The organism is Aeromonas sp. 603757, assembly GCF_049171255.1.
GTDB classification, from domain to species: Bacteria; Pseudomonadota; Gammaproteobacteria; order Enterobacterales; family Aeromonadaceae; genus Aeromonas; species Aeromonas veronii_A.
Window position 1 is genome coordinate 72,202 of the sequence record NZ_JAAKOE010000011.1, and the last position, 26,746, is coordinate 98,947.

Annotated in this window: 27 protein-coding genes; all 27 read left to right on the forward strand. The window is 56.5% G+C overall.

Translation table 11 applies throughout. From position 1 onward, the window contains the following. Positions 1-28 precede the first annotated feature (28 nt). The 27 genes from fliF to G5332_RS12340 all read left to right on the forward strand — a co-directional run bounded on the left by fliF (position 29) and on the right by G5332_RS12340 (position 26,725). Positions 29-1,735, forward strand: a complete 1,707-nt coding sequence (gene fliF / locus G5332_RS12210; RefSeq protein ID WP_266134068.1) for a flagellar basal-body MS-ring/collar protein FliF — start codon at positions 29-31, stop codon at positions 1,733-1,735. Then, positions 1,728-2,789, forward strand: coding sequence for a flagellar motor switch protein FliG (gene fliG / locus G5332_RS12215; protein WP_216951816.1), 1,062 nt, complete (start codon positions 1,728-1,730; stop codon positions 2,787-2,789). The genes fliF and fliG overlap by 8 nt, the downstream gene beginning before the upstream one ends. A gap of 68 nt (positions 2,790-2,857) precedes the next feature. After that, complete coding sequence (fliH, locus tag G5332_RS12220) at positions 2,858-3,676, forward strand: flagellar assembly protein FliH (RefSeq protein ID WP_216951815.1); 819 nt, start codon at positions 2,858-2,860, stop codon at positions 3,674-3,676. A gap of 52 nt (positions 3,677-3,728) precedes the next feature. Then, positions 3,729-5,060, forward strand: coding sequence for a flagellar protein export ATPase FliI (fliI, locus tag G5332_RS12225; protein WP_421172543.1), 1,332 nt, complete (start codon positions 3,729-3,731; stop codon positions 5,058-5,060). A 27-nt stretch (positions 5,061-5,087) separates the two neighbouring features. Further along, positions 5,088-5,528, forward strand: a complete 441-nt coding sequence (fliJ, locus tag G5332_RS12230) for a flagellar export protein FliJ (protein WP_216951813.1) — start codon at positions 5,088-5,090, stop codon at positions 5,526-5,528. Between the two features lie 67 nt (positions 5,529-5,595). After that, on the forward strand, positions 5,596-7,530 hold the full coding sequence (locus tag G5332_RS12235; protein ID WP_421311263.1) for a flagellar hook-length control protein FliK: 1,935 nt from the start codon (positions 5,596-5,598) through the stop codon (positions 7,528-7,530). Between the two features lie 57 nt (positions 7,531-7,587). Continuing rightward, positions 7,588-8,103 (forward strand): flagellar basal body-associated protein FliL, encoded by a 516-nt coding sequence (gene fliL / locus G5332_RS12240; protein WP_227341088.1) that lies wholly within the window; start codon positions 7,588-7,590, stop codon positions 8,101-8,103. Positions 8,104-8,110: 7 nt separating this feature from the next. Further along, positions 8,111-9,181 (forward strand): flagellar motor switch protein FliM, encoded by a 1,071-nt coding sequence (gene fliM, locus G5332_RS12245; protein ID WP_005343961.1) that lies wholly within the window; start codon positions 8,111-8,113, stop codon positions 9,179-9,181. Positions 9,182-9,230: 49 nt separating this feature from the next. Next, entirely contained in the window at positions 9,231-9,623 is a 393-nt protein-coding gene (gene fliN, locus G5332_RS12250; protein WP_005343964.1) for a flagellar motor switch protein FliN, read from the forward strand. Beyond that, positions 9,620-10,000: a flagellar biosynthetic protein FliO gene (gene fliO / locus G5332_RS12255; RefSeq protein ID WP_216951810.1), complete on the forward strand. Its 381-nt coding sequence runs from the start codon at positions 9,620-9,622 to the stop codon at positions 9,998-10,000. The genes fliN and fliO overlap by 4 nt, the downstream gene beginning before the upstream one ends. Then, a complete protein-coding gene (gene fliP, locus G5332_RS12260; RefSeq protein WP_421209533.1) occupies positions 9,987-10,760 on the forward strand; it encodes a flagellar type III secretion system pore protein FliP in 774 nt (257 codons plus the stop codon). Before fliO ends, fliP begins: the two co-directional genes overlap by 14 nt. 25 nt (positions 10,761-10,785) lie before the next feature. Beyond that, positions 10,786-11,055, forward strand: coding sequence for a flagellar biosynthesis protein FliQ (gene fliQ, locus G5332_RS12265; RefSeq protein WP_005334727.1), 270 nt, complete (start codon positions 10,786-10,788; stop codon positions 11,053-11,055). Beyond that, positions 11,052-11,849, forward strand: a complete 798-nt coding sequence (gene fliR, locus G5332_RS12270) for a flagellar biosynthetic protein FliR (RefSeq protein ID WP_216951808.1) — start codon at positions 11,052-11,054, stop codon at positions 11,847-11,849. Before fliQ ends, fliR begins: the two co-directional genes overlap by 4 nt. After that, positions 11,842-12,972 carry a flagellar biosynthesis protein FlhB gene (gene flhB / locus G5332_RS12275; protein WP_216951807.1) on the forward strand — a complete coding sequence of 377 codons (1,131 nt, stop codon included), beginning with the start codon at positions 11,842-11,844 and terminating at the stop codon, positions 12,970-12,972. The genes fliR and flhB overlap by 8 nt, the downstream gene beginning before the upstream one ends. A gap of 107 nt (positions 12,973-13,079) precedes the next feature. Next, on the forward strand, positions 13,080-15,185 hold the full coding sequence (gene flhA, locus G5332_RS12280) for a flagellar biosynthesis protein FlhA (protein WP_216951806.1): 2,106 nt from the start codon (positions 13,080-13,082) through the stop codon (positions 15,183-15,185). 16 nt (positions 15,186-15,201) lie between these two features. Further along, on the forward strand, positions 15,202-16,626 hold the full coding sequence (gene flhF, locus G5332_RS12285) for a flagellar biosynthesis protein FlhF (RefSeq protein WP_227341085.1): 1,425 nt from the start codon (positions 15,202-15,204) through the stop codon (positions 16,624-16,626). Positions 16,627-16,660: 34 nt separating this feature from the next. Then, positions 16,661-17,503, forward strand: a complete 843-nt coding sequence (locus G5332_RS12290) for a MinD/ParA family protein (protein WP_408082997.1) — start codon at positions 16,661-16,663, stop codon at positions 17,501-17,503. Continuing rightward, a complete protein-coding gene (locus G5332_RS12295) occupies positions 17,496-18,215 on the forward strand; it encodes an RNA polymerase sigma factor FliA (protein ID WP_216951804.1) in 720 nt (239 codons plus the stop codon). Before G5332_RS12290 ends, G5332_RS12295 begins: the two co-directional genes overlap by 8 nt. Positions 18,216-18,326: 111 nt before the next feature. Next, on the forward strand, positions 18,327-18,710 hold the full coding sequence (gene cheY, locus G5332_RS12300) for a chemotaxis response regulator CheY (RefSeq protein ID WP_041234108.1): 384 nt from the start codon (positions 18,327-18,329) through the stop codon (positions 18,708-18,710). A gap of 12 nt (positions 18,711-18,722) precedes the next feature. Next, complete coding sequence (locus G5332_RS12305) at positions 18,723-19,463, forward strand: protein phosphatase CheZ (protein WP_216951803.1); 741 nt, start codon at positions 18,723-18,725, stop codon at positions 19,461-19,463. An 11-nt stretch (positions 19,464-19,474) separates the two neighbouring features. Beyond that, a complete protein-coding gene (locus tag G5332_RS12310; protein WP_421311264.1) occupies positions 19,475-21,694 on the forward strand; it encodes a chemotaxis protein CheA in 2,220 nt (739 codons plus the stop codon). A 32-nt stretch (positions 21,695-21,726) separates the two neighbouring features. Continuing rightward, positions 21,727-22,836 carry a protein-glutamate methylesterase/protein-glutamine glutaminase gene (locus G5332_RS12315; RefSeq protein WP_266134061.1) on the forward strand — a complete coding sequence of 370 codons (1,110 nt, stop codon included), beginning with the start codon at positions 21,727-21,729 and terminating at the stop codon, positions 22,834-22,836. 2 nt (positions 22,837-22,838) lie between these two features. Beyond that, positions 22,839-23,576, forward strand: a complete 738-nt coding sequence (locus G5332_RS12320; RefSeq protein WP_227341082.1) for a flagellar motor protein — start codon at positions 22,839-22,841, stop codon at positions 23,574-23,576. 2 nt (positions 23,577-23,578) lie between these two features. After that, on the forward strand, positions 23,579-24,499 hold the full coding sequence (locus G5332_RS12325; RefSeq protein ID WP_421172546.1) for a flagellar motor protein MotB: 921 nt from the start codon (positions 23,579-23,581) through the stop codon (positions 24,497-24,499). A 4-nt stretch (positions 24,500-24,503) separates the two neighbouring features. Continuing rightward, the gene (locus tag G5332_RS12330) at positions 24,504-25,298 is read left to right on the forward strand and encodes a ParA family protein (protein ID WP_266134059.1); all 795 of its coding nucleotides are present in this window, start codon (positions 24,504-24,506) and stop codon (positions 25,296-25,298) included. Then, a complete protein-coding gene (locus G5332_RS12335) occupies positions 25,295-26,167 on the forward strand; it encodes a chemotaxis protein CheW (protein WP_421311265.1) in 873 nt (290 codons plus the stop codon). The genes G5332_RS12330 and G5332_RS12335 overlap by 4 nt, the downstream gene beginning before the upstream one ends. 69 nt (positions 26,168-26,236) lie before the next feature. Beyond that, on the forward strand, positions 26,237-26,725 hold the full coding sequence (locus tag G5332_RS12340; RefSeq protein ID WP_005343991.1) for a chemotaxis protein CheW: 489 nt from the start codon (positions 26,237-26,239) through the stop codon (positions 26,723-26,725). Positions 26,726-26,746 lie beyond the last annotated feature (21 nt).

Here is a 26,746-nt window from a genome sequence, read left to right on the forward strand (position 1 = left end):
TGACATGTCAGCAATAAGGACATAAATCGTGGCTACTGACCAAAATGGCGATCTGCTGATAAACGATGAGGGCACCGCCGCCCTCGATGCCAACGAGCAGAAGAGCTCGGCACTGGGATTCTTGTCCAATACCGATGTACTGCGCCAGATCACTCTGATCCTGGGGCTTGCCATCTGCCTGGCCATCGCCGTCTTCATCCTGCTGTGGGGCAAGGAGCCGGATATGCGCCCTCTTGGCACCTATACCACTCAGGAGCTGGTCAAGACCCTCGACTTTCTCGATCAGCAGAAGATCCCCTATGAGGTCGATGGCAAGAGCGTGCTGGTCAGTGCCGAGAACTTTGCCAGTATCCGGTTGGCACTGACCCGGGCCGGCCTCACCAATGCGGCCGATGTAGCCAATGGTGGAGAGGATATTCTGCTCAAGGACTCCAGTTTCGGTGTCAGCCAGCGGATGGAGGCCGAGCGCCTCAAGTTGAGTCGCGAGCGCCAGTTGGCGAGCGCCATTGAACAGTTCCAGAATGTGGCCAAGGCCCAGGTGCTGCTGGCCATCCCCAAAGATAACGTCTTTGCCCGCAACGAGCGCAAGCCCAGTGCTACCGTGGTACTCAACCTGAAAGGGGCGGCACTGGGGCAGGGGGAGGTGGACTCCATCGTCGATATGGTGGCCTCTGCGGTACATGGCCTGGAGCCGACTCGTGTCACCGTCACCGACCAGAATGGCCGCCTGCTTAATTCCGGCTCCCAGGATCCCGTCTCTGCCCAGACGCGCAAGGAATTTGCGATGCAACAGAAGCAGGAGCTGGAGTACAAGCAAAAAATTGACGCCATTCTGATCCCGGTGCTTGGCGCCGACAATTATACGGCGGAAGTGGATCTCTCCCTCGACTTCTCCCAGCAGGAGCAGACCCGCAAAACCTACAACCCGGATCTGCCTGCAGTGCGCTCCGAGATGACGTTGGAAGAGAACAGCTCCGGCGGCAGCAATGGCGGAGTGCCGGGGGCTCTCAGCAACCAGCCCCCTGCCGCGTCCAATATTCCTGAACAGGCCACTGGCGGTGATGGGGCCAGCGCTGCTGCCTCGGGGCGTTCTCGCAAAGAGGCGACCCGCAACTTCGAACTGGATACCACCGTCAGCCATACCCGGCGTCAGATGGGGGGCATTCGCCGCATGACCGTCTCGGTCGCGGTGGATTACAAGGCGGTGCCCGGTGCCGACGGGGCTGTGACCCGCGAAGCGCGCACCCAGGCGGAACTCGATACCCTGCGCCGTTTGCTGAGCGGTGGCCTTGGCTTTGATGTGACCCGTGGTGATACCCTCGAGGTGGTCGCCATTCCGTTCAATCGTCCCGAGCTTGATACCGTGGCCGAGGTGCCGCTCTACGATCAGCCCTGGTTCTGGCGTGCGGTACGGATTGCCGCCTCGGTACTGGTGATTATTGTCTTGATCGTCACCGTGGTTCGCCCCATGCTCAAGCGGTTGCTCTATCCGGATGCCAAGCCGGAAGGGGAAGTGGACTTTGACAACCACACCGTATTGGGGGGTGACGACGAGCTCAGCTTGCTGGCAGCCCAGGTTGAGGGAGAGCAGGTATTCGGGGTGCGCGATGGTCAGCTGAAACTGCCGGATCTGCACCGTGACGAAGATTTGCTCAAGGCGGTGCGTGCGCTGGTGGCGAACGAACCGGATCTGGCCGCTCAGGTCATTAAAGAGTGGGTAACCAAAGATGCCTGAAGAAACTAAAAGCCAGGTGACCGGCAACGACATTACCGACAGCCAGCGCCAGTTGCTGGATCAGATGTCCGGTATGGAGATGGCGGCTGTATTGATGTTGAGCCTCAACGAAGAGGATGCCGCCCAGATCTTCCGCCATCTCGAACCCAAGCAGGTGCAGCGGCTCGGTATGTCGATGGCCTCCATGTCCGATTTCAGTCACGATCGGGTGGCGGCGGTGCACCGTCAATTCATCGACGATATCCAGAAGTACACCAACATAGGTATCGGTAGTGAAGACTTTGTGCGCAAGGCGTTGGTGGCGGCCCTTGGCGAGGACAAGGCGAGCAACCTGGTGGACCAGATCATTCTCGGTTCCGGCGCCCGTGGCCTCGATTCGCTCAAGTGGATGGATGCCCGTCAGGTGGCCAGCATCATCCAGAACGAACACCCGCAGATCCAGACCATAGTGCTCTCCTATCTGGAGCCGGAGCAGTCCGCCGAGATCCTGAGCCAGTTCCCGGAGCAGGTGCGCCTCGATCTGGTGATGCGTATCGCCAACCTCGAAGAGGTACAACCGGCGGCACTGCAAGAGTTGAACGACATCATGGAGAAACAGTTCGCCGGTGCGGCCGGTGCCCAGGCAGCCAAGATGGGCGGCCTGAAGGCAGCCGCCAACATCATGAACTATCTGGATACCAATATCGAAGGCCAGTTGATGGACTCCATCCGCGAGTCGGACGAAGAGATGAGCCAGCAGATCCAGGATTTGATGTTCGTGTTCGAAAACCTCATCGATGTGGACGATCGCGGTATCCAGACTCTGCTGCGGGAAGTGCCTGGGGATCTGTTGCAGCGCGCCCTCAAGGGGTCCGACGATCAGATGCGCGAGAAGATCTTCAAGAACATGTCGAAACGGGCGGCAGAAATGCTGGCAGACGATCTGGAGGCCATGGGGCCGATCCGGGTCTCCGAGGTGGAGGCTGCCCAGAAGGAGATCCTCTCCATCGCCCGCCGTCTGGCGGATGCCGGCGAGATCATGCTGGGTTCCGGCGGTGGCGAGGAGTTCCTCTAAACCATGGCCAACTCATGTAACCTGTCTGCCGCCCAGTATGTTGTCTTGGCAAGGAGCGGCGCGAATAGATGAACAACAAGCTGCGTGGTTATGTGCGGCCTGAAGGGGAAGAGACCCGGGTAGAGGCCTGGGGCTGGCCCGAAATGGACGTGGTGGCTGAGGCCGAGACCAATGCGCTCGGTCTTGCACCTGACTGGTATCAGCAGGAAGAGGAGGTGGTGGAGCCGGAACCCGAGCAGGAGCCGACCCCCAGCATCACCGCCGAAGAGCTCGAAGCGATCCGTCAGGCCGCCTGGGAAGAGGGACTGACCGAAGGGCGCGAGGCCGGTTTTGCCAAGGGGCTCGAAGAGGGCAAACTGGAAGGATTGCAACAGGGTCATGCTGCAGGTCTCGAACAGGGGCGCGAGGAGGGGCTGGCCATGGGGCGCGATCTGGTGGAGCAGGAGATCGCCCACTGGCAGGGTCTCGCCGCACGCCTTGCCAATCCCCTGAGCGCGCTGGATCTGGCGGTAGAGCAGCAACTGGTCTCGCTGGTGATGCAACTGGCCCGCGCGCTCATTCGCCATGAAGCAGAGACCTCGCCCCGCATCCTGCTGGAGGCGCTCAAGGAGGGGCTGGCGTTGCTGCCTGCCGCCGAGCAGGGGGTGACTCTGATGCTGCATCCCGATGACATCACGCGAATCGAGCAGGCATTTGGCGCCGACGAGTGCGCCAAGCGGCACTGGCGACTGCAGAGCGATCCCACCCTCTCCCCCGGCGATCTGCAACTGGTCACAGAGCTCTCCAGCATCGATCTGACCCTCTCCGGGCGCATCGATCAGCTGCTGCGCAACTTCTTGCGGGACAATGCGTCGCAGAAACCGGCCTCGCAGGATCCACGCCCATAACCGATGCCGGACGTTACCGTCCGGCTGCACTTTTTAGCTTCCAGGAGGCCAGATGAGCGGCTCGCTACTGAACCGGTTGCAAGGGTACAAGGTACGCGACAGCGCCCCCAAACCGCCGGTTGCCGGCAAATTGACCCGGGTGGTGGGGCTGACCCTCGAAGCCATCGGCTGCCGTGCTGCCATCGGAGCCTTGTGTCGCATCGATACCCTGGATGGGACGCTGGAGGCCGAAGTGGTGGGGTTCTCGGGCGATCGCCTCTATCTTATGCCGAGTGAACAGCTCAAGGGGGTTATCCCTGGTGCCCGTGTGGTGCCCATCACCGAAGAGCACGGTATTCCTGTTGGCATGAACCTGCTTGGTCGGGTCATCGACGGCATCGGCCAGCCGCTTGATGGCCTCGGCCCCATTATATCGTCCCGGACGGTGCAGTTTGCCCAGCACCGCATCAACCCGCTCTCTCGCCGCCCGATCCATCAACCGATGGATGTCGGGGTACGCGCCATTAACGCCGTGCTGACGGTGGGGCAGGGCCAGCGGATGGGGCTGTTTGCCGGTTCCGGTGTCGGTAAATCGGTGCTGCTGGGCATGATGACCCGCGGCTCGGTGGCGGATGTGGTGGTGGTCGGCCTCATCGGTGAACGGGGCCGGGAAGTTAAAGAGTTTATTGAAGACATTCTGGGAGAGGAGGGGCGTGCCCGCTCCGTGGTGGTAGCGGCTCCCGCCGATGCCTCGCCGCTGATGCGGCTCAAGGGGTGTGAAACGGCGCTGGCCATTGCCGAGTATTTCCGCGATCAGGGGCTTAATGTGCTGCTCTTGATGGACTCTCTTACCCGTTACGCTCAGGCTCAGCGGGAGATCGCGCTGGCGGTGGGCGAGCCGCCAGCGACCAAGGGCTATCCACCGTCGGTATTTGCCAAATTACCGGCGCTGGTGGAGCGGGCAGGCAACGGCAGTGACGGCCAGGGCTCCATCACGGCATTCTTCACCGTATTGACCGAGGGGGATGACCTGCAAGATCCCATTGCCGATGCGGCGCGGGCGATCCTCGATGGCCACATAGTGCTGTCGCGCGAGCTGGCCGATGCGGGCCACTATCCGGCCATTGACATCGAGAAATCCATCAGCCGGGTCATGCCCATGGTCACTTCACCTGAGCACATGGAGTTGGCGCGCACCCTCAAGCAGTTTTACTCCCTCTATCAGCAGAACCGGGATCTCATCACCATCGGTGCCTACAGTCAGGGTTCCGACCCCCGCATCGACCGCGCCATCATTCAAAAACCCTACCTGGATCAGTTCTTGCAGCAGGGGATGCGCGAGGTCATTCACTACGATGATGGCCTGCAAGCCTTGCAGATGGTGGCGATGCCCTTGATGCGTTGATGACGGTTGGGAAGAGAGGGTGCGACTATGAGTAAAGGGTTGCTATTGTTGGCAGAGCGGCTGGCTGAGGCAGAGCAGCAGTGTGCGCTGGCGCTGGTGAAGGCGCAGCAGGATCTCAAGCTGTTTATGGATCAGCAAAATGCCCTCAACCAGTACCGCCAGATCTACCACCAGCAGTGGACCGATCGCGGTTTACAAGGGATTTCGCCCCAGCAAAACAGCCAGTATCACGCCTTTATCAACAAGCTTGAGCAGGCGGCGACCCAGCAATACGAAGGGGTGCTGCAGGTGCGTCAGGCGCTGGAGCAACGTCGTGGAGAGTGGCTGGCTGCCCAGCAGCGACGCAAGGCGGTAGAGCTGTTGCTGGAGAAGCAGGCGAGCCGCGAGCAGCAGAAAGCTCTGCGTCAGGAGCAGAAGATGCTGGATGAGTACGCCATGTTGCGGCGTTTTCATCAATCTGGCCTGTAACTTGCTTTGATCTGGACATTGTCGGCGGCCATCTCGTAGGGGGCCGCCAGAATTCAGGGATGCCATCATGATGCAGACAGTGTTGACACAAACGCCTTCGGCTGCGGCCAACGGATTGGACAAAGCGCCTCTGAGCAGCTCAGTCGAGAGCAATGGCATCGATCTGGGGGGGCGCGACAGCAAGGGTGATTTCGCCACTCTGATTGCCAAGGCCCGGAACAGCGAACAGGGCGCCGCCGAGGCTACTCAGGGCGATAAAAATGTCCGATCAGCCAAATCTTTGGCGACCGAGGGCGCCTCTCCCAAAGAGGAGGCCAGCAAGGAGCAGGAGCCTGGCGCCGACAACAAGGCGGAGGAGCTCCCTGCCACCGACTTTCTGCTCCGTCTGCAAGACTCCCTCAAGCTCGATACCTCGCTAGTGACACCCCAACTGGCGGTGGCGGCCCAACAGAGCGCCACTGCGGCAGACGGCAATCCGTTGCCGCAAGAGGGTGCGCTGGAGGGGATTGCGCTTGATGAAAGCGAGCAGTCCCCTGCAACTGTCAGGACTGTACGCCAACTTGCCGATCAGTCCGGGGCGCAGTCGCTTCTGGCTACGACTGGTAAATCTTCCCTTGAAACTCCGGTTTCACTCTCTGCAGGAGGAGTGATTGAGCAGGGCGACGCCTCGACCGCCGTACTGTCCTCCGCTCCCAACACTTCTGAGGGGAAGGATGCCGCCGCCACCCAAGATGGTCAGCCCGGGGAGAAAGTCTCTGCCAAGGGTGAAACTCTCGGGGCAGATGGCAAGCTCACCAAGCCCCTTACGGGGGCTGAGCGGATGGCCCAACTGGCCAGGGTGTTGCCGGTTGAGGCGTCCGCCAATGCGGCAAATAGTGGTGAGTCACCCGCAGTGAAAGAGGGAGATGACAGCAAATCCGACCCCGCTGCCAGCAGCGTCGTGACCGGCAAGGGACAAGCTGCTCAAGCCACGACTCAGGGGGCGGTGCTCAAGGCATTCGGTGAGGGGGGCAAACAACCAGATGCGGGTAGCTCAACCACTTCTACTGCCGTAGAGAGCACCGCTAATGGGTCTGGCAAGGGAGCTGATAAGAGTAGCGCCGAGGGGGGACAGCAGGCAGCGACAACCACATCCTCCAATCCAGGTGCGGCGCAAGTGACGACAGTGCAAAGTGCCACAGCCCAGAGCAGCGTGACGGCAAATGTGACGACTCAGACCGATAGCGCTGCCGCACCCGTGATGGTGGCGCCGCAGCAGGTGTTGGCGCAGTCCGAATCTCAGGGGCCGCAAGCGCCGCTGTCGAGCATTTCAGCCGGGATCAGGCAGATGGAAGTGACGGGCACCGACGAGGTGCGCAAAGCGGTTTCGCTTGAGGTAAAACCGAAGGCCGGTGAGTCTGAGAAGAGTCTTGTCGCTACGACATCGAGCAGCGAGAGCAGCCAGAGCCAGACTGTACAGCATGGCCAGAACAGCCAGCCTCAGCCCCAGGTGGCCGACAGCCGGGCGCCCGCCGCTGAGGGCACGTTGCGCCGTGAACCGCAGAATTTACCCCATTTGAAACTGTCTAGTCAGGAAGCACCCGCCGAATTGCACCAGAAGGTAAACCTGATGCTGGCCGACAAGCTGCAGCAGGCCGAGCTTCAGCTAGACCCCATCGGCCTTGGCAAGATGAAGATCAAGATCCAGATCGACGCATCCAGCCAGGCGAGCGTCCATTTTGTAGTCCAGCACGGACAGACCCGTGAGATGCTGGAGCAGGCGATGCCCCGTCTGCGTGAAATGCTGGCGGGGCAGGGGATCCAGCTTGGCCAGACCCAGGTGCAGCAGCAGTCACAACAGTCACCGCAGCAACAACAGCAGGGTCAGTCGGCGTTTGCCGGGCAGGGACAATCAGGAGAGGGACACTCCGGTCATAGCCATCTTGACGGGGAGGTCACTACGACCAACCCCAATTTGTCGGTGGAATCGACAAACGGTTCAGGAATAGATTTCTATGCTTGATGCAATCCCGAGTAAGTTTATGATATCGAACAAGTTTGAGACTAGGGTGGACAAGGGATGGCTGACGATAACGAATTGACGCTAAAAGACCCTGCTGCGGGCAAGAAAAAGAAGCTGATTATTATCATTGCCCTGGCGGTCATTTTGCTGGGCGGTGGTGGAGCTGGCGCCTGGCTTATGCTGTCCGGCTCGGATACCCCCCCTGCCGAAGCGGCGGAGGGTGCTGAGGCCAAACCCAAGGTGGAAGCACCCCAGCCATCCCTTTATGTCGGGATGCCGCGTCCCTTTGTCTTCAACGTCGCGGGAGCCCAGCGGGATCGACTGGTGCAGATCAAGATCCAGCTGATGGTGCGCGGCACCGCCGACGAGACGCTGGCCAAACAGAATATACCCCTGATTGAAGGCACCTTGCTGCGGGTGTTCAGTGCAGCCAGTGCCGAACAGCTGATGACCTTTGAAGGCAAGGAGAAGCTGCGCAAGGATTCACTGGAAGAGTGCCGTCGGGTGCTTAAGGACCTGGTCTCTTCCCCCGTTATCGAACAAGTGCTGTTTACCGGCTTTGTAATGCAGTAGGTGAAGCGTGAGCGATCTGTTAAGTCAGGACGAAATTGATGCCCTCTTGCACGGTGTCGATGATGTCGAAGAGGAAGAGATAGGCGGCGCCGGAGACCCCGGCGTTGCCCAGTTTGACTTCTCCTCCCAGGACCGCATCGTCCGTGGCCGGATGCCGACCCTGGAGCTGGTGAACGAACGTTTTGCTCGCCACATGCGGATCAGCCTGTTCAACATGATGCGTCGTACCGCCGAGGTCTCCATCAACGGGGTGCAGATGCTGAAGTTTGGTGAGTATGTTCATACCCTGTTCGTGCCGACCAGCCTCAATATGGTGCGTTTCCGGCCATTGAAAGGAACCGCACTCATCACCATGGAGGCACGACTGGTTTTCATCCTGGTGGAGAACTTCTTCGGTGGTGACGGGCGCTACCACGCCAAGATTGAGGGGCGCGAGTTCACGCCGACCGAGCGACGGATCATCCAGATGCTGCTCAAACTGGTGTTTGAGGATTACAAGGATGCCTGGGCGCCGGTGATGGACGTAGGGTTCGAGTATCTCGACTCTGAAGTGAACCCGGCGATGGCCAACATCGTCAGCCCGACCGAAGTGATTGTGGTGAGCTCGTTTCACATCGAACTCGATGGTGGCGGCGGCGATTTCCACGTGGCCATGCCCTACTCCATGCTGGAGCCGATCCGTGAACTGCTCGATGCCGGTGTACAGAGTGACAAGGGTGACACAGACGTGCGCTGGAGCAAGGCGCTGCGCGACGAGATCATGGATGTAAAAGTCGAGTTGAGGGCCAAACTGCTGGAGACCGAGCTTACACTGCGTGAGCTGATGGAGCTGCAGCCGGGAGATATTATTCCGGTCGACATGCCTGAACATCTGCTGGTTTATGTGGAAGATTTGCCCACCTTCCACGCCAAGATGGGGCGGACGAAGGAGAATGTGGCGCTCAAGATCACCGACAAGCTCAAGCGCCCGGAAGGGGTCAAGACCGAGATGCATCTGGTGACCCGGGGCGGTGTACGTATCGATGGTGAGGCCGAGCTGGAAGAGCTTGAGCGCAGCATCGAAGAACAACAGCGTTAATCGACGGTTTGCGGTTATGGACTGTCACGAAGCGGTATAAGGAAACAAGATGAGCGGAACAGAGGAAGAGGATCTGATGGCTGATGCCTGGGCGGCAGCACTGGAGGAGCAGGTGACGGCGGAAGCCAAACCGGCTCCGCTGGAAGAGCTCAAGGACGATGCTCCCATCAGTGCCGAGGAGCGGCGCAAGCTTGACACCATTCTGGATATTCCGGTCACCATCTCGATGGAGGTCGGTCGCAGCCAGATCAGCATTCGTAATCTGCTGCAGCTCAACCAGGGCTCGGTCGTGGAGCTGGATCGGGTGGCAGGCGAGCCGCTGGACGTGCTGGTCAACGGTACCCTGATCGCCCACGGCGAGGTGGTGGTGGTAAACGACAAATTCGGTATTCGCCTGACCGACGTCATCAGCCAGATTGAACGGATTAAGAAACTCAAATGATGCGTCTGCTGCTGTTGTGGCTGCCATTGCCGGTGTTTGCCGAGGTGGGGGGGGCCGCCAACCCTCCCAGCCTGAGTTCCTGGCTGCTCTCCAGCCTGATGGTGATCGGGCTTATTCTGGTGCTGGGTTTCTTGCTCAAGAAGAGCAAAATTGCCACCGCCATGGGGGGCGGGCAGATGAGAGTGATTGCTACGCTGCCTGTGGGCTACAAGGAGAAGTTGCTGGTGGTCAAGGTGGGTGAGCAGCAGCTGCTGGTCGGCGTAACGCCGCAGCAGGTCAACTTTCTCTATCGGCTGGAGGAGCCGCTGGACGAACAGCAGCCGCAGGCATTTTCCCAGCAGCTGGGTAAGTTGATGGGCAAACATGAAAAAAACTAACGGCTTGTTGTGGCAAAGCGGATTGCTGGCCAGCCTGTTGATTTCGCTGCTTTGCGCCTGGCCTGCGTTGGCGCAGGACGGCATGTCGGCAGTGACCGTCAAGACCATGGGGGATGGCTCTCAGGAGTACAGCCTGACCCTGCAGGTGCTGGCGTTGATGACGGCACTTTCGTTCCTGCCGGCAATGGTCATCATGATGACCTCGTTTACCCGTATCATCATAGTGTTGGGTATCTTGCGTCAGGCGATCGGTCTGCAACAGAGCCCCTCCAATCAGGTGTTGATCGGCATAGCCCTGTTCATGTCGTTCTTCATCATGTCGCCTGTGCTGGATCGCATAAATGACGAGGCACTGCAGCCCTATCTGGCCGAAACCATTGAGGCCAAGGAGGCGCTGGAACGGGCTGAATTGCCCATCCACCAGTTCATGCTGGCCCAGACCCGGATCAAGGATCTCAATACTTTTATGGAGATCGCCAACGTGCAGGTGGAGAAGCCTGCCGATGTGCCGCTGCGGGTGCTGATCCCGGCCTTTGTCACCAGCGAACTGAAAACAGCCTTCCAGATTGGCTTTATGCTGTTCTTGCCGTTTCTGGTCATCGATCTGGTGGTCGCCAGTATCTTGATGGCGATGGGGATGATGATGCTCTCGCCGATGATCGTCTCGTTGCCTTTCAAACTGATGCTGTTTGTGATGGTGGATGGCTGGAACCTGATCCTGGGTTCGCTGGCCAACAGTTTCGGACTGGGTGCCGGTTAACCGGTCCCATGCAAGGAGCCCGAACATGAGTCCAGAAACCTTTGTCGATGTATTTCGTGAGGCGCTCTGGCTGGTCAATATCATGGTCAGCGCCGTGATCCTGCCCAGCCTTGCTATCGGGTTGGTGGTAGCCATCTTTCAGGCCGCCACCTCCATCAACGAACAGACCTTGAGCTTTCTGCCCCGTCTCATCGTGACCCTTTTGGCCCTAGGGATTGGTGCTCACTGGGGAATGCAGAGTCTGATGGACTTCTTCATCCTGATGGTCAATCAAATTCCCGAGGTGGTGGGGTGACCTATACCACCGCTCTGATCATGGAGTGGTTGTCGTCCATTCTCTGGCCACTGGCTAGAATAAGCAGCCTTTTCATGGTGATGGCGGTATTTGGCAGCCGGCTGGTCGCCGCTCGGATCAGGTTGGGGCTGGCGGTAGCCGTGACGTTTCTGGTTGCTCCTCTGCTCCCTCCCATGCCCCCAGTGGAGCTCTTCTCTGCCGGCAGTTTTCTGGTCTTGGGCCAGCAGCTGTTGATCGGTATTGCGCTGGGGTTGATGACCCAGTTTCTGATGGAAAGCTTCGTGATGGCGGGGCAGGTGATAGCCATGCAAACCAGTCTGGGTTTTGCCACCCTGGTGGATCCGATGAATGGCCAGTCGGCCCCTGTGGTCGGTCAGTTTTATCTGATGCTGGCGACTCTGGTATTTCTGGCGCTTGATGGTCATCTGGTGATGCTACGCCTGGTTATCCTCAGTTTTGAGACGCTACCCATCTCCGATAGCGGTCTGTCACTCTCTTCTATGCAAACCCTGAGCGCGTTCCTGGGGGTCATGTATCAGGCCTCGCTGGTGATGGCCCTCTCTGCCATCGTGGCGCTGTTGCTCATCAACTTCGCTTTTGGCGTGATGACCCGGGCAGCCCCCCAGCTCAATATTTTCAGTATCGGTTTTGCCGTCAGCATGATGTCGGGTTTGCTTATCCTCTGGCTTACGATCGGCGGGTTCCTCGGCCATTTCGACACCTTGTGGGAGCGGGTGCAGGAGGTCAGTTGCGAGCTGATTGACACCCAATGTTTCGGAGGTGTCAATGGCTGATACCGACCAGGAACGTACCGAACAACCCACGGGCAAACGACTGCAACAGGCCCGTGAAAAAGGGCAGATTGCACGTTCAAAGGAGCTGGGAACAGCCAGTGTGCTGTTGTCAGCCGTATTTGGCCTGCTGTTTATCAAGGGTTACCTGGCGAACGCCATGCTCAAGGTGGTGACCATGGGCTTCACGCTGAACAGAGAGCAGGCTTTCGATCCCAATGCCATGGTTGCCATGGTGCCGGCGCTGCTGGGGGAACTGGTGTTTCCGCTCGGATTGCTATTCGCTCTGGTCGCTATTGCAGCTTTTATCGGCAATATCCTGATGGGGGGGATGAACTTCTCCACTGAAGCAATGATGCCGAAATTCAGCAAGATGAGCCCCATCAGCGGGTTCAAGCGGATGTTTGGGGTGCAGTCGCTGATTGAGCTGGTCAAGTCCATCGCCAAGGTGGTGTTCATCACCCTGTTTGCCTGGTGGATGCTCTCCAGCCAGTTTGATCATCTGCTCAACCTCTCCATGGAGGGATTCCCCGGTGGGATTATAGATGCCCTCGACCTTTTTTTGTGGATGCTGATCATTCTTTGCTGTGCCCTGTTGCCTATTGTGGCCATCGATGTGCCGTTCCAAAAATGGAACCATATGCGTCAGCTCAAGATGACCAAGCAGGAGGTGAAGGACGAGTTCAAGGATAGCGAGGGTAAACCCGAGGTAAAGGGCAAGATCCGCCAGTTGCAGATGCAGATGGCGATGCGCCGGATGATGGGGGATGTACCCAAGGCTGATGTGGTGATCACCAACCCGACTCACTACTCGGTAGCGCTCAAGTATGATGCGGGCAAACCCGGTGCTGCGCCCAAGGTCTTGGCCAAGGGAACTGATGAAATTGCAATGAAGATCAGGGAGATAGCTAGAGAATACGAGATACCCATCATGCCGTCACCGGCCTTGACCCGGGCTATCTACCACTCTACCGAGTTGGGCCACGAGATCCCGGAAGGGTTGTTTGCGGCGGTTGCCCAGGTTCTGGCCTATGTCTTCCAGCTCAAGAAATTCCGCCGTGGCCAGGGGCGCCGTCCTCAGCCGCTGGCTAAAGATCTGCCCATTCCGACCGAATATCGCAAATGACAAAGTTCTGACGTTGTCAAAATAAATTCATTGCATTTCAATGTGTTGCATTGTTGGCTTAATGTTTGCTTTAATCTGGCACCAGCAGGTTGACATTGAGAAGAGCGATGGAATTCAAGGCAGTATTGGGCCAGTTAAAACAGTCTCGGGGAGTATTGAGCAAAGGCCTTGGTACCCCTCTGCTGGTATTGGCCGCGCTCGGCATGGTGGTGTTGCCCATCCCGCCACTGATGCTGGATGTGCTCTTCTCCTTCAACATTGCGCTCTCTATCGTGGTGCTGCTGGTATCCGTCTATACCCGGCGCCCCCTCGAATTTGCTGCTTTCCCGACCGTATTGCTGCTGGCCACCTTGCTGCGGCTGGCATTGAACGTAGCCTCGACCCGGGTGGTGTTGCTGGAAGGTCACAATGGCAGTGCAGCGGCAGGCCATGTGATCGAGGCATTCGGTAATGTGGTGATCGGCGGTAACTATGCAGTCGGCATCATCGTCTTTACTATCCTGATGATCATCAACTTTGTGGTTATCACCAAGGGGGCCGGGCGGATCGCGGAAGTGAGCGCCCGTTTTACTCTGGATGCGATGCCGGGCAAACAGATGGCCATCGATGCCGATTTGAATGCCGGCCTCATCAACCAGGAAGAGGCGAAGAAGCGTCGCCAGGATGTGACCCAGGAAGCGGACTTCTATGGCTCTATGGATGGTGCTTCCAAGTTCGTCAAAGGGGATGCCATTGCGGGCATCATGATCCTCTTCATCAACATCATCGGCGGCTTTATCATCGGGATGATGCAGCATCATCTTACCTTCAGGGAGTCTGCCGAGATCTATACCCTGCTGGCGATAGGTGACGGTCTGGTGGCGCAGATCCCCTCCCTGTTGCTCTCTATCGCCGCCGCCATCATAGTGACCCGTCAGAATACCGATCAGGATATGGGCACGGCGGTATTGGGCCAACTGTTCGACAATCCCAAGGCCTTGATCATCTCTGCCGGTATCCTGCTGATGATGGGACTGGTGCCGGGGATGCCGCACTTCGCCTTCCTGAGTCTGGGGGCGATCGCTGCCGCTGGAGCCTGGTGGCTGCTGCGCCGCGAGAAGCTGGCGGTAGCCAAAGCAGCCAGCGGCGAGTTGATGCCGACCAGTACTGACCAGCCATCGCATGAACAGAAAGAGTTGAGCTGGGACGATGTGATGCCGGTAGACATCATCGGGCTGGAAGTGGGTTACCAGCTAATCCCGCTGGTGGATCGCAATCAGGGGGGCGAACTGCTCAACCGGATCAAAGGGGTGCGCAAGAAACTCTCGCAAGAACTGGGCTTTCTGGTGCCTGCCGTCCACATCCGCGACAACTTGGATCTGGCACCAAATCAATATCGCATTACCTTGATGGGAGTCAGTACCGGCGAGGCCAGCGTCTACCATGATAAAGAGATGGCCATCAACCCGGGGCAGGTATTCGGCCAAATTCAGGGGATTGCTACCCGGGATCCCGCGTTTGGACTTGAAGCAGTGTGGGTAGCCAAGGAGCAGGTGTCACAGGCGCAGACCCTGGGGTATACAGTGGTGGATACTGCGACCGTAGTTGCCACCCATTTGAGTCAGATCTTGACCAACCATGCCTCACTGTTGCTCGGCCATGACGAGGTACAACAACTGCTCGACATGATTGGCAAACACCAGAGCAAGTTGGTCGAAGGGTTGGTACCGGAAGTGATCAGCATGGGTAACCTTGTGAAGGTATTGCAGAATTTGCTCAATGAAGGGGTGCCAATCCGCGATATGCGCACTATCCTGCAGACCCTGGTTGAATACGCGCCGCGCAGTCCGGATCCGGAAGTGCTCACCGCGGCTTGCCGGATTGCCCTGCGTCGTCTGATTGTGCAGGAGATTGCCGGCCCAGACCCAGAGCTACCGGTGATAACATTGGCACCTGAATTGGAACGTATATTGCATCAATCCCTGCAGGCGGGTGGAGGTGATGGTGCCGGTATTGAGCCGGGTCTGGCGGAGCGAATGCAGCGCTCGCTGGTGGAAGCCACTCAACGACAAGAATTGGAAGGCCAACCGGCCGTGCTTCTGACATCGGGGATCTTGCGCAATACCCTGGCAAAATTTGTCAAGAATGCCATTCCTGGGTTGCGTGTTCTGTCTTATCAGGAAGTGCCCGACGACAAGCAGATCCGCATCGTCAGTGCGGTAGGGCAGAACTAGTTAGCGGAGACGATGGGTGAAGATTAAGCGGTTTTTTGCCAAGGACATGCGAACGGCTCTGGCCGAGGTCAAGGAGACGCTCGGGCCTGACGCTGTCATCATGTCCAACAAGAAGGTCACCGGAGGGGTAGAGATAGTCGCCGCAGTCGATTATCAATCCCAGGTTCCGGGGCCCAAAGATGCGCCGGTTCGCCGTCAGCTGAACGATGAGAGTGTCAATATTTCGTCTGCTGCTCGGCAGATGACCCGCCCCGAGCCCACAAAGGTTCAGGAACAGAACGAACATTATGCCGATACCCTGGCAGCCTTGCTGGCGCGCCAGCAGAAGCTCAAGCCGGGCAATGGGGCGCCAATGGGCAATACCCAATCGGCCGGTCTGGCCGCTGCCAATGCAGCGCCCAGAACATTGGCCGAGCAGGGGCAATGGGGCGCCGCCCCGGAACCTGTCAAGCCCAAAGCCCGGGTTGCCTCCGCCCAGCGTTCTTCTCAACCTGCTCAGCGGGATCAGGAGATGGAGGGGATGCGCAAGGAGATGGCCAGTATCCGCAAATTGCTGGAGCACCAGATCTCCGGTCTGATGTGGCAGGAAGTTGAGCGACGTGAGCCGATGCGGGCTCTGCTGATCAAGGAGCTCAAAAAGATGGGCTTTGACGATGCGTTTGCCGATCAACTGGCGGGGCTGATCCCTGAAGACATGCCCATCCATCAGGCGATGGCCCAGTTGGCGGAAGTGTTGACGGCTCAGCTCAAGATCAGCGAGGACGAGATTTTACGTCAGGGGGGCGCCGTTGCCCTGCTGGGGCCGACCGGGGTGGGCAAGACCACCACCATCGCCAAATTAGCCGCCCGTTTTGCCATGAAGTATGGTGCCGAGCAGGTGGCCCTTATCACCACTGACAACTACCGGATCGGTGCTCATGAGCAATTACAGACTTATGGCCGGATCATGGGCTGTCCGGTACGTCAGGTGCGTGATGCCGAAGAGCTGGCCAATGCCCTCTATCAGTTCCGCCACCGTCGGCTGGTATTGATCGATACGGCAGGCGTGGGGCAGCGGGATATCCGGCTGACCGAGCAGCTCGATACCCTGGTCAAGAATGCCAAGGTGAGGATCCGCAGCTATCTGGTGATGTCGGCAACCTCCCAGCGTCGGGTAATGCAGGAAGCGGTTGACCATTTCCGGCGCATTCCCTTGAGCGGCTGCATACTTACAAAGTTGGATGAGAGTCTGAATCTGGGCGAAGTAATTAACGTGTGTATCCAGAATGCCTTGCCTATCAGTTACATCACGGATGGGCAGCGGGTTCCGGAAGATATTCAGGTTGCCAATGCGGCGCAGCTTGTCGGCGCGGCCATGGGCTCGCTGGAGCGAGAAACAGAAGAGCCCTATTTCTGGGGCACAGGCTTTGGCGAGGCCGAAGATTCGGAGTTTTATGAGTAACATGTATATGGATCAGGCGAGTGGTCTGCGCAAAATGCGTCAAAACAATCGAGTAAAAGTGATCGCCGTTTCCGGTGGTAAAGGTGGCGTGGGCAAGACCAACGTGACCCTGAACGTGGCCGGAGCCATGGCGGCCCAAGGCAAACGGGTAATGGTGCTGGATGCTGACCTTGGTCTGGCCAACGTCGACGTCATGCTGGGGCTGCGGGTTCATCGCAATCTCTCTCACGTGCTGGCAGGTGAGTGCACTATCGACGACATTATCGTTGAGGGACCGTATGGCATGATGATTGTGCCTGCAACCTCGGGGACCCAGTCCATGGTCGAGCTTTCACCGGTACAACATGCCGGACTGATCCGCGCCTTCAGCGAGATGAAGACCCAGGTCGATATTCTGATGGTGGATACGGCGGCGGGGATCTCGGACATGGTGTTGAGTTTCACCCGTGCTGCGCAGGACATCATGGTGGTGGTGTGTGACGAGCCGACTTCCATTACCGATGCCTATGCCCTCATCAAGATCCTCTCCAAAGAGCACGGTGTATTTCGCTTCAAGGTAGTGGCAAATATGGTGCGCAGCCTGCGTGAAGGGCAGGAGCTTTTTGCCAAGCTGACCCGGGTAACCGATCGTTTCCTCGATACGTCACTGGAACTGGTTGCCTGCGTGCCTTATGACACCAATCTGCGTGCCGCCGTGCGCAAGCAGAAACTGATTGTCGAGGCGTTTCCCAAGTCGCCGGCGGCTTTGGCTTTCCGCGCATTGGCCAACAAAGCAGCTAGCTGGCCGGTACCAAACCAGCCTGGCGGTCATCTGGAGTTTTTCCTGGAGAATCTGTTGCAGACTCAGGCCACCACACAGGAAGGTTCCCGTGAATAAAGCCCAAGCGTACTTGCGTCATCAGGATTCCTATCTGCTGGTAGAGCGCCATGCTCCACTGGTCAAGCGGATAGCCCAGCATTTGCTGGCTCGCCTGCCAAGCAGTGTCTTGCTGGATGACCTGATACAGGCAGGTATGATTGGGCTGCTCGAAGCGTCACGGAACTTTGATGGTAGCAAGGGAGCCAGTTTCGAGACCTATGCCGGGATCCGTATCCGTGGTGCCATGCTGGATGAGATCCGGCGTGGTGATTGGGTGCCCCGTTCCGTGCATCGAAACAGCAGAGCGATTGCCGAAGCGATCGAAAATGTGGAGCAAGCCAATGGACGGGATGCTCGCGACGCGGAAGTCGCAGCGCAAATGGGGGTCTCTCTCGCTGATTATCATGTCATGCTGCAGGATGTCTCCTGTGGCAAGATCATCGGTATCGAGGATCTGGGGGTCAGTGAGGATGTGATCGGTAACCCTGATGAAGCTCCGTCAGGCTCGGGGTTTGATGAACTGGCCACAGAACGATTTCAAATTCAACTGTCGGAGCAAATTGGTCGCTTACCGGAGAGAGAAGCCCTGGTTCTCTCTCTTTACTACGATGAAGAGCTGAATTTACGTGAAATTGGCGAGGTTTTGAATGTGAGTGAGTCGCGCGTGAGTCAGATACATAGTCAGGCAATGCACAGACTACGCGCTCGTTTGAGAGATTGGCATCTATAAGTGTTTGTACTGGCTACACTGAGATGAAACTCTAAGGCATAATCCGCATGACACAACCCGTTTTTAGCATCATGTAAGTGAGCCACTGAGGTGGCTATTGAGGAGGGAATTTTGGACAAGAACATGAAAATCCTCATTGTTGACGATTTTTCAACGATGCGCCGGATTATCAAGAACTTGCTTCGCGACCTTGGGTTCAACAATACCCATGAAGCGGATGACGGCAACACAGCATTGCCGATGCTGAAAAATGGTGATTTCCAGTTTGTGGTTACCGACTGGAACATGCCAGGCATGCAAGGTATCGACCTGCTGAAAGCCATTCGTGTCGATGAAAAGCTCAAGCATCTGCCGGTACTGATGGTGACGGCAGAAGCCAAACGCGAGCAGATCATCGAAGCCGCGCAAGCCGGCGTTAACGGTTATATCGTCAAGCCTTTCACTGCAGCAACGCTCAAAGAAAAACTCGACAAAATTTTTGAACGCCTTGGCTAAGGAGCAGCAGGGATGATGGCCAAAACGAAAGCAATGATTTCGCTCGACCAGGCAAGGATGCTTGTTGCTCATCTGGAGCAAGGTGAATTCGAGCTGGCCGATGAACTGCTTGCCAATGTATGTGCCCCCAACGCAGCCGATCTGTTTGAAAAAGTTGGTCAGCTGACCCGACAACTGCATAACTCACTTCAAGAATTTCGTCTCGACCCCCGAATTCCCGATTTGGCCACCCATGACATTCCCGATGCGAGGGAGCGCCTCAATTACGTCATAGATATGACCGACAAGGCTGCTAATCGCACCATGGATGCGGTAGAGGCCAGTCTGCCAATAGCGGATCGCCTGAATGATAATATCCAGCTGGTGATGCCCAACTGGAATGCACTGATGTCCAGAGATATGAGCGTGGGGCAGTTTAAGTCCTTATGCCATCAACTTGATGATTTCATTAAGGCTTCTGAGTCAGATGCCGATAAGTTACGACAACTGCTGACAGAAATTCTGATGGCACAAGACTTTCAGGATTTGACAGGCCAGATGATCCGCAAGGTCATAAAACTGGTTCAGGAAGTTGAAACAAAATTAATAGAAATGCTGACTATGTTTGGTGAGGCTGCAGCTGAGCATTCAACTCGTACTCTCCCTGTGAATGGGATTGAAGCCGAAGGCCCAATCATGAATCCAGAGGCGCGTGCCGATGTAGTCAATGGTCAGGATGATGTGGACGATCTGCTGTCTAGCTTGGGATTCTAATGGAGTGACGCATGGCCTTCGAAGTTGATGAAGACATACTGCAAGACTTTCTGGTCGAAGCATCCGAAATATTGGAACAGTTGTCTGAGCAACTGGTCGACTTGGAAAAGCGGCCTGATGACAAGAATCTGTTAAATGCCATCTTTCGCGGTTTCCATACAGTAAAAGGTGGTGCCGGTTTCCTGTCTTTGGGGGAGTTGGTTGACGTATGCCACGGCGCTGAAAACGTATTTGATATCTTGCGTAATGGCAAGCGAACCGTGACTGCCGAACTGATGGACGTGATCCTGCAAGCGCTGGACGCCATAAACGTCATGTTCGCCCAAGTACAAAACCGTGAAGCGCCAAGTCCTGCGTCTGATGATCTGCTCCATGACCTCCACGAGTTGTGCAAGCCTGAAGGAGAAGAGCAACTCCGAACCGCGACAAGTGGCGCTATTGCCATGGAGCAGGAGGCTGTCACTCCTGTTGTTGAGGTTGTCTCCGACCCCGAGGTTGTTGAACCGATAAACCAGGCCAGCGATCCTGCTCCTGTTAACGGGGGCGGATCCATAGACGAGATTTCAGCTGATGAATTCGAGCGTCTGCTGGATGAGCTGCATGGCGTGGGGGGCACACCAACCAAGAGTGCGGCAGGAGCGACTGTTGCTGGCGAATCTGGCGATATAACCGATGATGAGTTTGAGGCCTTGCTGGATCAACTCCATGGTCAGGGACAGCACATGGGGGCGCCAGAGGTGAATCCTCTGAAGTCGGTGCAAAAAGAGGTGGACGAGCTTATCGATGATGATGAGTTTGAACGCCTGCTTGATGAATTGCATGGTCGTGGCCAAGGTCCTCAGAGTAGTATGGCACCTGCCGCACCTGCCGCACCTGCCGCACCTGCCGCACCTGCCGCACCTGCCGCACCTGCCGCGCCTGCCGCGGTGACTGCGCCCAAACCGACAACACCTGTAGCCAAACCTGTACAGGCTGACCCCGCAAAACCTGCCGAAGCAGCCAAGGCATCAGCGCCTGCCGCCAAGGCTACGCCAGCTCCTGCCGAAAACAGTGCAGTGCAAAGCGATACGACGGTGCGGGTGGATACCAAGACCCTTGATGTCATTATGAACATGGTAGGTGAGTTGGTACTGGTTCGTAACCGGCTGGTGAGTCTGGGTATTGCCAGTAATGATGAAGAGATGTCAAAGGCGGTTGCCAATCTGGATGTGGTAACGGCTGACCTGCAAGGTGCGGTGATGAAAACCCGCATGCAGCCAATCAAGAAGGTATTTGGTCGTTTCCCGCGCGTGGTGCGTGATCTGGCCAGAACCCTCAAAAAAGAGATTGAGCTGGTGATGGTTGGGGAAGAGACCGACCTCGACAAAAACCTGGTGGAGGCGCTCGCCGATCCTCTTGTTCACCTTGTTCGCAACTCCTGCGATCACGGGGTCGAAATGCCGGATGTGCGAGAGAAAGCGGGCAAGCCGCGGCAAGGGACGATCACCCTTAGCGCCTCCCAGCAAGGCGATCATATCCTGCTTTGCATTGAGGATGATGGCGCCGGGATGGACCCGGAAAAACTCAAGTCTATTGCGATCAGCCGCGGTGTGCTGGATGCAGATACTGCCGCGCGCATGAGTGATAACGATGCCTATAACCTGATCTTTGCCCCCGGATTTTCGACCAAGTCCGAGATCTCCGATATCTCTGGCCGTGGTGTCGGAATGGATGTGGTCAAAACCAGTATTGTCAGCCTCAATGGGTCAGTGCACATCGATTCTACCTGGGGTAAAGGCACCCGTCTCGAAATCAAGGTTCCGTTGACGCTAGCCATTCTGCCGACCCTGATGGTTGAAGTGGGTGAGCAGACCTTCGCGCTTCCCCTTGGTTGTGTGAACGAGATTTTCCATCTGGATCTGAAGAAGGCCAATATGGTCGATGGTCAGCTCACCATCATTGTGCGTGATAAGGCGATTCCCCTCTTTTATCTACACAAGTGGTTGATCCGTGGTACCAACAAGCGCTCACGTCAGGATACCGGGCATGTGGTGATCGTGCAGATTGGCACTCAGCAAATCGGGTTTGTGGTCGACAGCTTGATTGGTCAAGAAGAGGTGGTGATCAAGCCGCTCGATAATCTGCTGCAAGGCACCCCTGGCATGGCCGGGGCGACCATTACCAGTGATGGTGGAATTGCCCTTATTCTGGATGTGCCGAGTCTGCTCAAAGCATATGCGCGTAGACATTAATCGCTCAGGCCCAAGGAGTTAGAAAAACAACAATGGCAGTCAAGGTATTAGTTGTCGACGATTCGAGCTTCTTTCGCCGTCGGGTGAGCGAGATCATCAATCAGGATCCCATGCTGACGGTGATTGATACGGCCCAGAATGGACGTGAGGCGGTGGACAAGGCCATGTCGCTGCGCCCTGATGTGATCACCATGGACATCGAGATGCCCGTGATGGATGGTATCAGTGCAGTGCGGGAGATAATGGCCAAGTGCCCAACTCCCATTCTGATGTTCTCCTCACTGACTCATGAAGGCGCCAAGGCAACGCTGGATGCACTGGACGCCGGTGCTCTTGACTTCTTGCCCAAAAAATTTGAAGACATTGCCAGAGACAAGGACGAGGCGGTCAGACTGTTGCAACAACGGGTGAAGGAGATTTCCCGCAAGCGCTTCCTGATGACATCCGCTGCTCGCCCCAAAGCATCTGAACCGGTTCGTCCGCTAGGTAGCACAGCCGCCAGAGCTCCTGAGCGTCAGTCTGAGCTGCAACGCACTGTACCAAGTGCCTCATTCAAGCGAAGTGGCAAGAGTTATCAGTTGGTGGCGATCGGGACTTCTACCGGCGGCCCGGTAGCCTTGCAAAATGTGCTGACCAAGTTGCCGGGGGATTTTCCTCACCCAATCTTGCTTATCCAGCATATGCCAGCCACCTTCACCGCAGCTTTTGCTGCCCGTCTGAACGGATTATGCCAGATAGGTGTCAAGGAGGCCGAGGATGGAGACGTCCTCAAACCGGGCCATGCCTACCTGGCTCCCGGTGGCAAGCAGATGCTGTTGGAGGGTCGTGGTGCAGGCGCCCGTATTCGCATCGTTGATGGCAACGACAAGGTAAATTACAAGCCTTGCGTGGACATTACCTTTGCCTCTGCGGCCAAGACCTATGCCGACAAGGTATTGGCGATTGTGCTAACCGGTATGGGGGCTGATGGCCGTGATGGTGCCAGACTGCTGAAAGAGCAGGGCTCTACAATCTGGGCTCAGGATGAGGCTTCCTGCGTGGTATATGGCATGCCTCAAGCGGTTGCAAAGGCAGGTATTGCCAGTGAATCACTTCCTCTGGACAAGGTGGCCCAGCGTATTCTGGTTGAGTTGGGGCGCTAATCATGGGCTTGCTCGGTCTGCTCCTCGCACTGGGGGCTATTGCTATTGCCCAGCTGTGGCATGGTGGCTCCCTGTTGACGTTGTTGGACGGGCCTGCTTTTCTCATTGTTCTTGGCGGTACAGTTGGTGCCGTTACATTGCAGACCCCTGCCAAGTTTGTTTTGCTGGCATTGCGCCAGTGTCTATGGATTTTCAATCCGCCACGGCAGGATCTCTCTGCCCAGGCTGAACGGCTACAATCCTGGGCTGCCTTTGCACGCCAGCAGGGGCTGCTGGCCCTCGAAAATCAGGCTGAGCAGGAGGAGGACCATTTTACCCGCCAAGGGTTGAACATGATTGTCGATGGTGTCTCCACGGAGGATATTCGCATGTTGCTCGAAGCCGATATCGATATCGAGCAGGAGCGTAATGAACATGCGGCCCGGGTGTTCGAAGCCATGGGGGGATATAGTCCGACTATCGGGATTATCGGCGCTGTCTTGGGCCTTATCCAGGCCATGTTTCATCTTGAAGAGCCATCTGCTCTGGGGGCTGGCATCGCAGTGGCATTTGTGGCAACCATCTATGGTGTCGGGTTTGCCAACCTGATCTATCTACCGATAGCCAACCGGTTGCGAGCGTTTCACTATCACTATGCACTGTTTCAGGAGATGACCCTGGAAGGGCTGTTAGCCATTGCCCATGGTGAGAATGGTTTACAGGTTGAACGTCGGCTCAGGGCCTATTTGAAAGGAGAGTAGCCATGCGCAAGCGCTATCGTTTGCACTTGCAGGGGCGTGAACACCTTGACCGCTGGCTGGTCTCCTATGCCGATTACATGACGCTGATATTTGCTCTGTTTGTGGTGCTCTACTCTGTTGCGCTGGTGAACAAGGACAAATATCGTGCGGTGATAGATGGCATGAGTCAGGCGTTCAGTGTCATGCAGTCTCGCAGTGATGGTCTGCTGGAGGGGCAGGGCAATTCACTGTTGGAGAATGCTGTTTCTGCCTCCCCCTCGTTGCTGGAAAGCGCAACGTCCCCCTCTCCTTCACTTGCCCCCATTTCTGGTGTCCCTGTGCTGCAAGATGGCACGACACTTGCCAAACTTGATATGCAGTTGCAAGAGAGCATGGGGTCACTGGTGGATGCCGGGATAGTCAAAATGACGCAAGACGAGAACTGGCTGACTGTGGAACTCAGTTCAGGTCTGCTGTTTGGCAGTGGTAGCGCCTTTATGGGACCGAATGCTGCACCGGTAATCAATACTCTTTCAAGTATTCTCAAACCGGTCGATAACTATGTAAGGGTTCGGGGATATACAGATAACCAACAGATAAATAATGAAATTTATCGTTCTAATTGGGCGCTTTCTGCTGCGAGGGCCGAAGCGGTGCTCAATGGCTTGATTGCTGATGGCATCGCACCCCAGCGTCTGGCATTTGAGGCATATGGCGAGTTTTCCCCTTTTGCCGATAACAGCACCGAGCAAGGCCGGCTGCAAAATCGCAAGGTTGTGGTCGCAATCTCCAAATTCGCCTGGGTGCCGCCAGCTCCTGTGTCGGTAAAGCCCCCGGTGGTTGCCGAGCCGGTTCCTGCGGTGCAGCAGGCGGTGGATGCTGGAGAGATAAAGGTTATCTCTTTGCCCGGTGGCGGCATACGTATAACAACAAGGCAGGATTGATACAGTGATTGTTTGGACGGTTGCCAACCAGAAAGGTGGTGTGGGTAAAACCACCACAGTGGTCTCGCTTGCCGGGATCCTGGCCCAGCGTGGTCAGCGAGTGCTGTTGATTGACACCGACCCTCACGCCTCGCTGACTGCATATCTTGATTTTGATTCAGATCGTCTGGATGGAACCCTCTATGAGTTGTTTCAAGCTGTCAAACCGACAGCCGAGCTTGTCAATAAACTGACGCTTAAGACCAAGTTCGAGAATATCAATTTACTACCCGCATCTATTACCCTGGCGACTCTTGATCGGGTAATGGGAAATCGTGAGGGAATGGGGCTGGTGCTGAAGCGGGCGCTGCTGCGCATTCAGGATCAATATGATTATGTGCTGATCGACTGCCCGCCTGTGCTTGGGGTGATGATGGTCAATGCGCTGGCTGCCTGCGATCGTATTCTTGTGCCGGTTCAGACCGAGTTTCTCGCTCTCAAAGGGTTGGAGCGGATGATGAAGACATTCGAGATCATGCAGCGTTCCAAGCGTGACAAGTTCCGTTATACCGTGATCCCGACTATGTTCGACAAGCGTACCCGGGCCTCACTGATGACCTTGAAATCGATCAAGGATCAATATGGTGAATCGGTGTGGAATGCGGTGATCCCTATTGATACCAAGTTTCGGGATGCCAGCTTGTTGCACATCCCTCCATCCATTTATTCCCCCGGGAGTCGTGGTACCTATGCCTATGAGACGCTGCTCAACCATCTTGATGCCCTTGAACGGCAACGGGTTCATGAGGTGACGGCATGAGAGATACCATTCAAGTACGGGCAATGGATGACTATTTCCACTCCCTGCTGCTCGATGAGCCGCTGGTCATGGATGAGGTGGAAGACGTTCAATCCGCCCCTGTTTTACAGTTGCAACGTCAGCCCCAGAGTGTCCCCGAGGTGGTCGCTGCACCTTATTTGGAAAGCGATCCACGGCTTGCCCAGCTCGGTGAGCTATTGGCTCAGGTGGGACAAGTTCAGTTTGAAAATGATGCCTTCACTCAGGAGGTGACACTGACGGCCCCATTGGAGATTGTGGCCGAGGAGTCATTGTTGCCGGTTGAGCCTGAATGGCCTGAGGAGGTGCTGCTGCCCGAAGTTGCAGAGCCCCACACCACCATCTTGACTGAAACTGCGTTGGAGGTTGCTCCGGTAGAAGCAACTGAACCTGTCACTTGGGAGAATATCGATACCGGTAAAGAGTTTCAGGCCCTCTTTTTTGAAGTCGCGGGCGTGACGTTTGCGGTGCCGTTGACCGAGCTTGGTGGTATTCACCAGCTGGGCGAGATCACCTCCCTGTTTGGCCAGCCGGGCTGGTACAAGGGGATCATGACCTCCCGCGAGCAGAAGATGAATGTGGTCGATACCGCCCAGTGGGTCATGCCGGGTCAGCATCTCGAGATGGATGATTACAAGTATCTGATTATGCTGGGTGAATCCCCTTGGGGGCTGGCTTGTCATCATCTCAAAGGGACTGAATTGTTACACCGTGACCAGGTTAAATGGCGCCATCAGGAGGGCAAGCGCCCTTGGTTGGCGGGCATGGTCAAAGAAAAAATGTGTGCCCTGTTACACGTTCGTGAACTGCTCTTGTTGCTGGAGCGTGGGGTTAACATAGAAGGTCGCTGATAACTTCTGCAATCGAGCTGTTTTATTGCTAGTTTTAGCAGTAGACGTTTTCATAAAAGGAATAAAAACATGACAGAAAAGCGCAATATCGCACAGAATCTGGCCGAAGATGAAGTGCTGCAATGGGTAACCTTCCAGCTGGAAAACGAAACCTACGGCATCAATGTGATGCAGGTTCAGGAGGTGTTGCGCTACACCGAAATTGCACCGGTGCCGGGGGCGCCTGAGTACGTACTGGGGATCATCAACCTGCGTGGCAATGTGGTGACTGTCATCGATACCCGTTCCCGTTTCGGTCTGCCTTCCGGTGATGTGAGCGAAAATTCCCGTATTGTTATCATCGAGGCCGAGAAGCAGGTGATTGGCATCATGGTCGACAGCGTGGCAGAAGTGGTATATCTGAAATCTTCCGAAATCGATGCTGCTCCAGCTGTAGGTACCGAAGAGAGCGCCAAGTTTATTCAGGGGGTGAGCAACCGCGATGGGCAACTGCTGATCCTGGTTGACTTGAACAAGCTGCTCTCCGATGAAGAGTGGGAAGATATCGGTTCCCTCTGATAAGTAAGGTGATGTTTTGAT

Coding starts and splice junctions, on each gene's coding strand:
- fliL (WP_227341088.1), top strand. CDS start 7,588: ATGGCTGACGATAACGAATTGACGCTAAAAGACCCTGCTGCGGGCAAG.
- flhA (WP_216951806.1), top strand. CDS start 13,080: ATGGAATTCAAGGCAGTATTGGGCCAGTTAAAACAGTCTCGGGGAGTA.
- fliN (WP_005343964.1), top strand. CDS start 9,231: ATGAGCGGAACAGAGGAAGAGGATCTGATGGCTGATGCCTGGGCGGCA.
- G5332_RS12320 (WP_227341082.1), top strand. CDS start 22,839: ATGGGCTTGCTCGGTCTGCTCCTCGCACTGGGGGCTATTGCTATTGCC.
- fliJ (WP_216951813.1), top strand. CDS start 5,088: ATGAGTAAAGGGTTGCTATTGTTGGCAGAGCGGCTGGCTGAGGCAGAG.
- G5332_RS12235 (WP_421311263.1), top strand. CDS start 5,596: ATGATGCAGACAGTGTTGACACAAACGCCTTCGGCTGCGGCCAACGGA.
- G5332_RS12305 (WP_216951803.1), top strand. CDS start 18,723: ATGATGGCCAAAACGAAAGCAATGATTTCGCTCGACCAGGCAAGGATG.
- fliO (WP_216951810.1), top strand. CDS start 9,620: ATGATGCGTCTGCTGCTGTTGTGGCTGCCATTGCCGGTGTTTGCCGAG.
- G5332_RS12290 (WP_408082997.1), top strand. CDS start 16,661: ATGCGTCAAAACAATCGAGTAAAAGTGATCGCCGTTTCCGGTGGTAAA.
- fliQ (WP_005334727.1), top strand. CDS start 10,786: ATGAGTCCAGAAACCTTTGTCGATGTATTTCGTGAGGCGCTCTGGCTG.
- G5332_RS12315 (WP_266134061.1), top strand. CDS start 21,727: ATGGCAGTCAAGGTATTAGTTGTCGACGATTCGAGCTTCTTTCGCCGT.
- fliP (WP_421209533.1), top strand. CDS start 9,987: ATGAAAAAAACTAACGGCTTGTTGTGGCAAAGCGGATTGCTGGCCAGC.
- G5332_RS12325 (WP_421172546.1), top strand. CDS start 23,579: ATGCGCAAGCGCTATCGTTTGCACTTGCAGGGGCGTGAACACCTTGAC.
- flhB (WP_216951807.1), top strand. CDS start 11,842: ATGGCTGATACCGACCAGGAACGTACCGAACAACCCACGGGCAAACGA.
- G5332_RS12310 (WP_421311264.1), top strand. CDS start 19,475: ATGGCCTTCGAAGTTGATGAAGACATACTGCAAGACTTTCTGGTCGAA.
- fliG (WP_216951816.1), top strand. CDS start 1,728: ATGCCTGAAGAAACTAAAAGCCAGGTGACCGGCAACGACATTACCGAC.
- fliH (WP_216951815.1), top strand. CDS start 2,858: ATGAACAACAAGCTGCGTGGTTATGTGCGGCCTGAAGGGGAAGAGACC.
- fliI (WP_421172543.1), top strand. CDS start 3,729: ATGAGCGGCTCGCTACTGAACCGGTTGCAAGGGTACAAGGTACGCGAC.
- G5332_RS12340 (WP_005343991.1), top strand. CDS start 26,237: ATGACAGAAAAGCGCAATATCGCACAGAATCTGGCCGAAGATGAAGTG.
- G5332_RS12335 (WP_421311265.1), top strand. CDS start 25,295: ATGAGAGATACCATTCAAGTACGGGCAATGGATGACTATTTCCACTCC.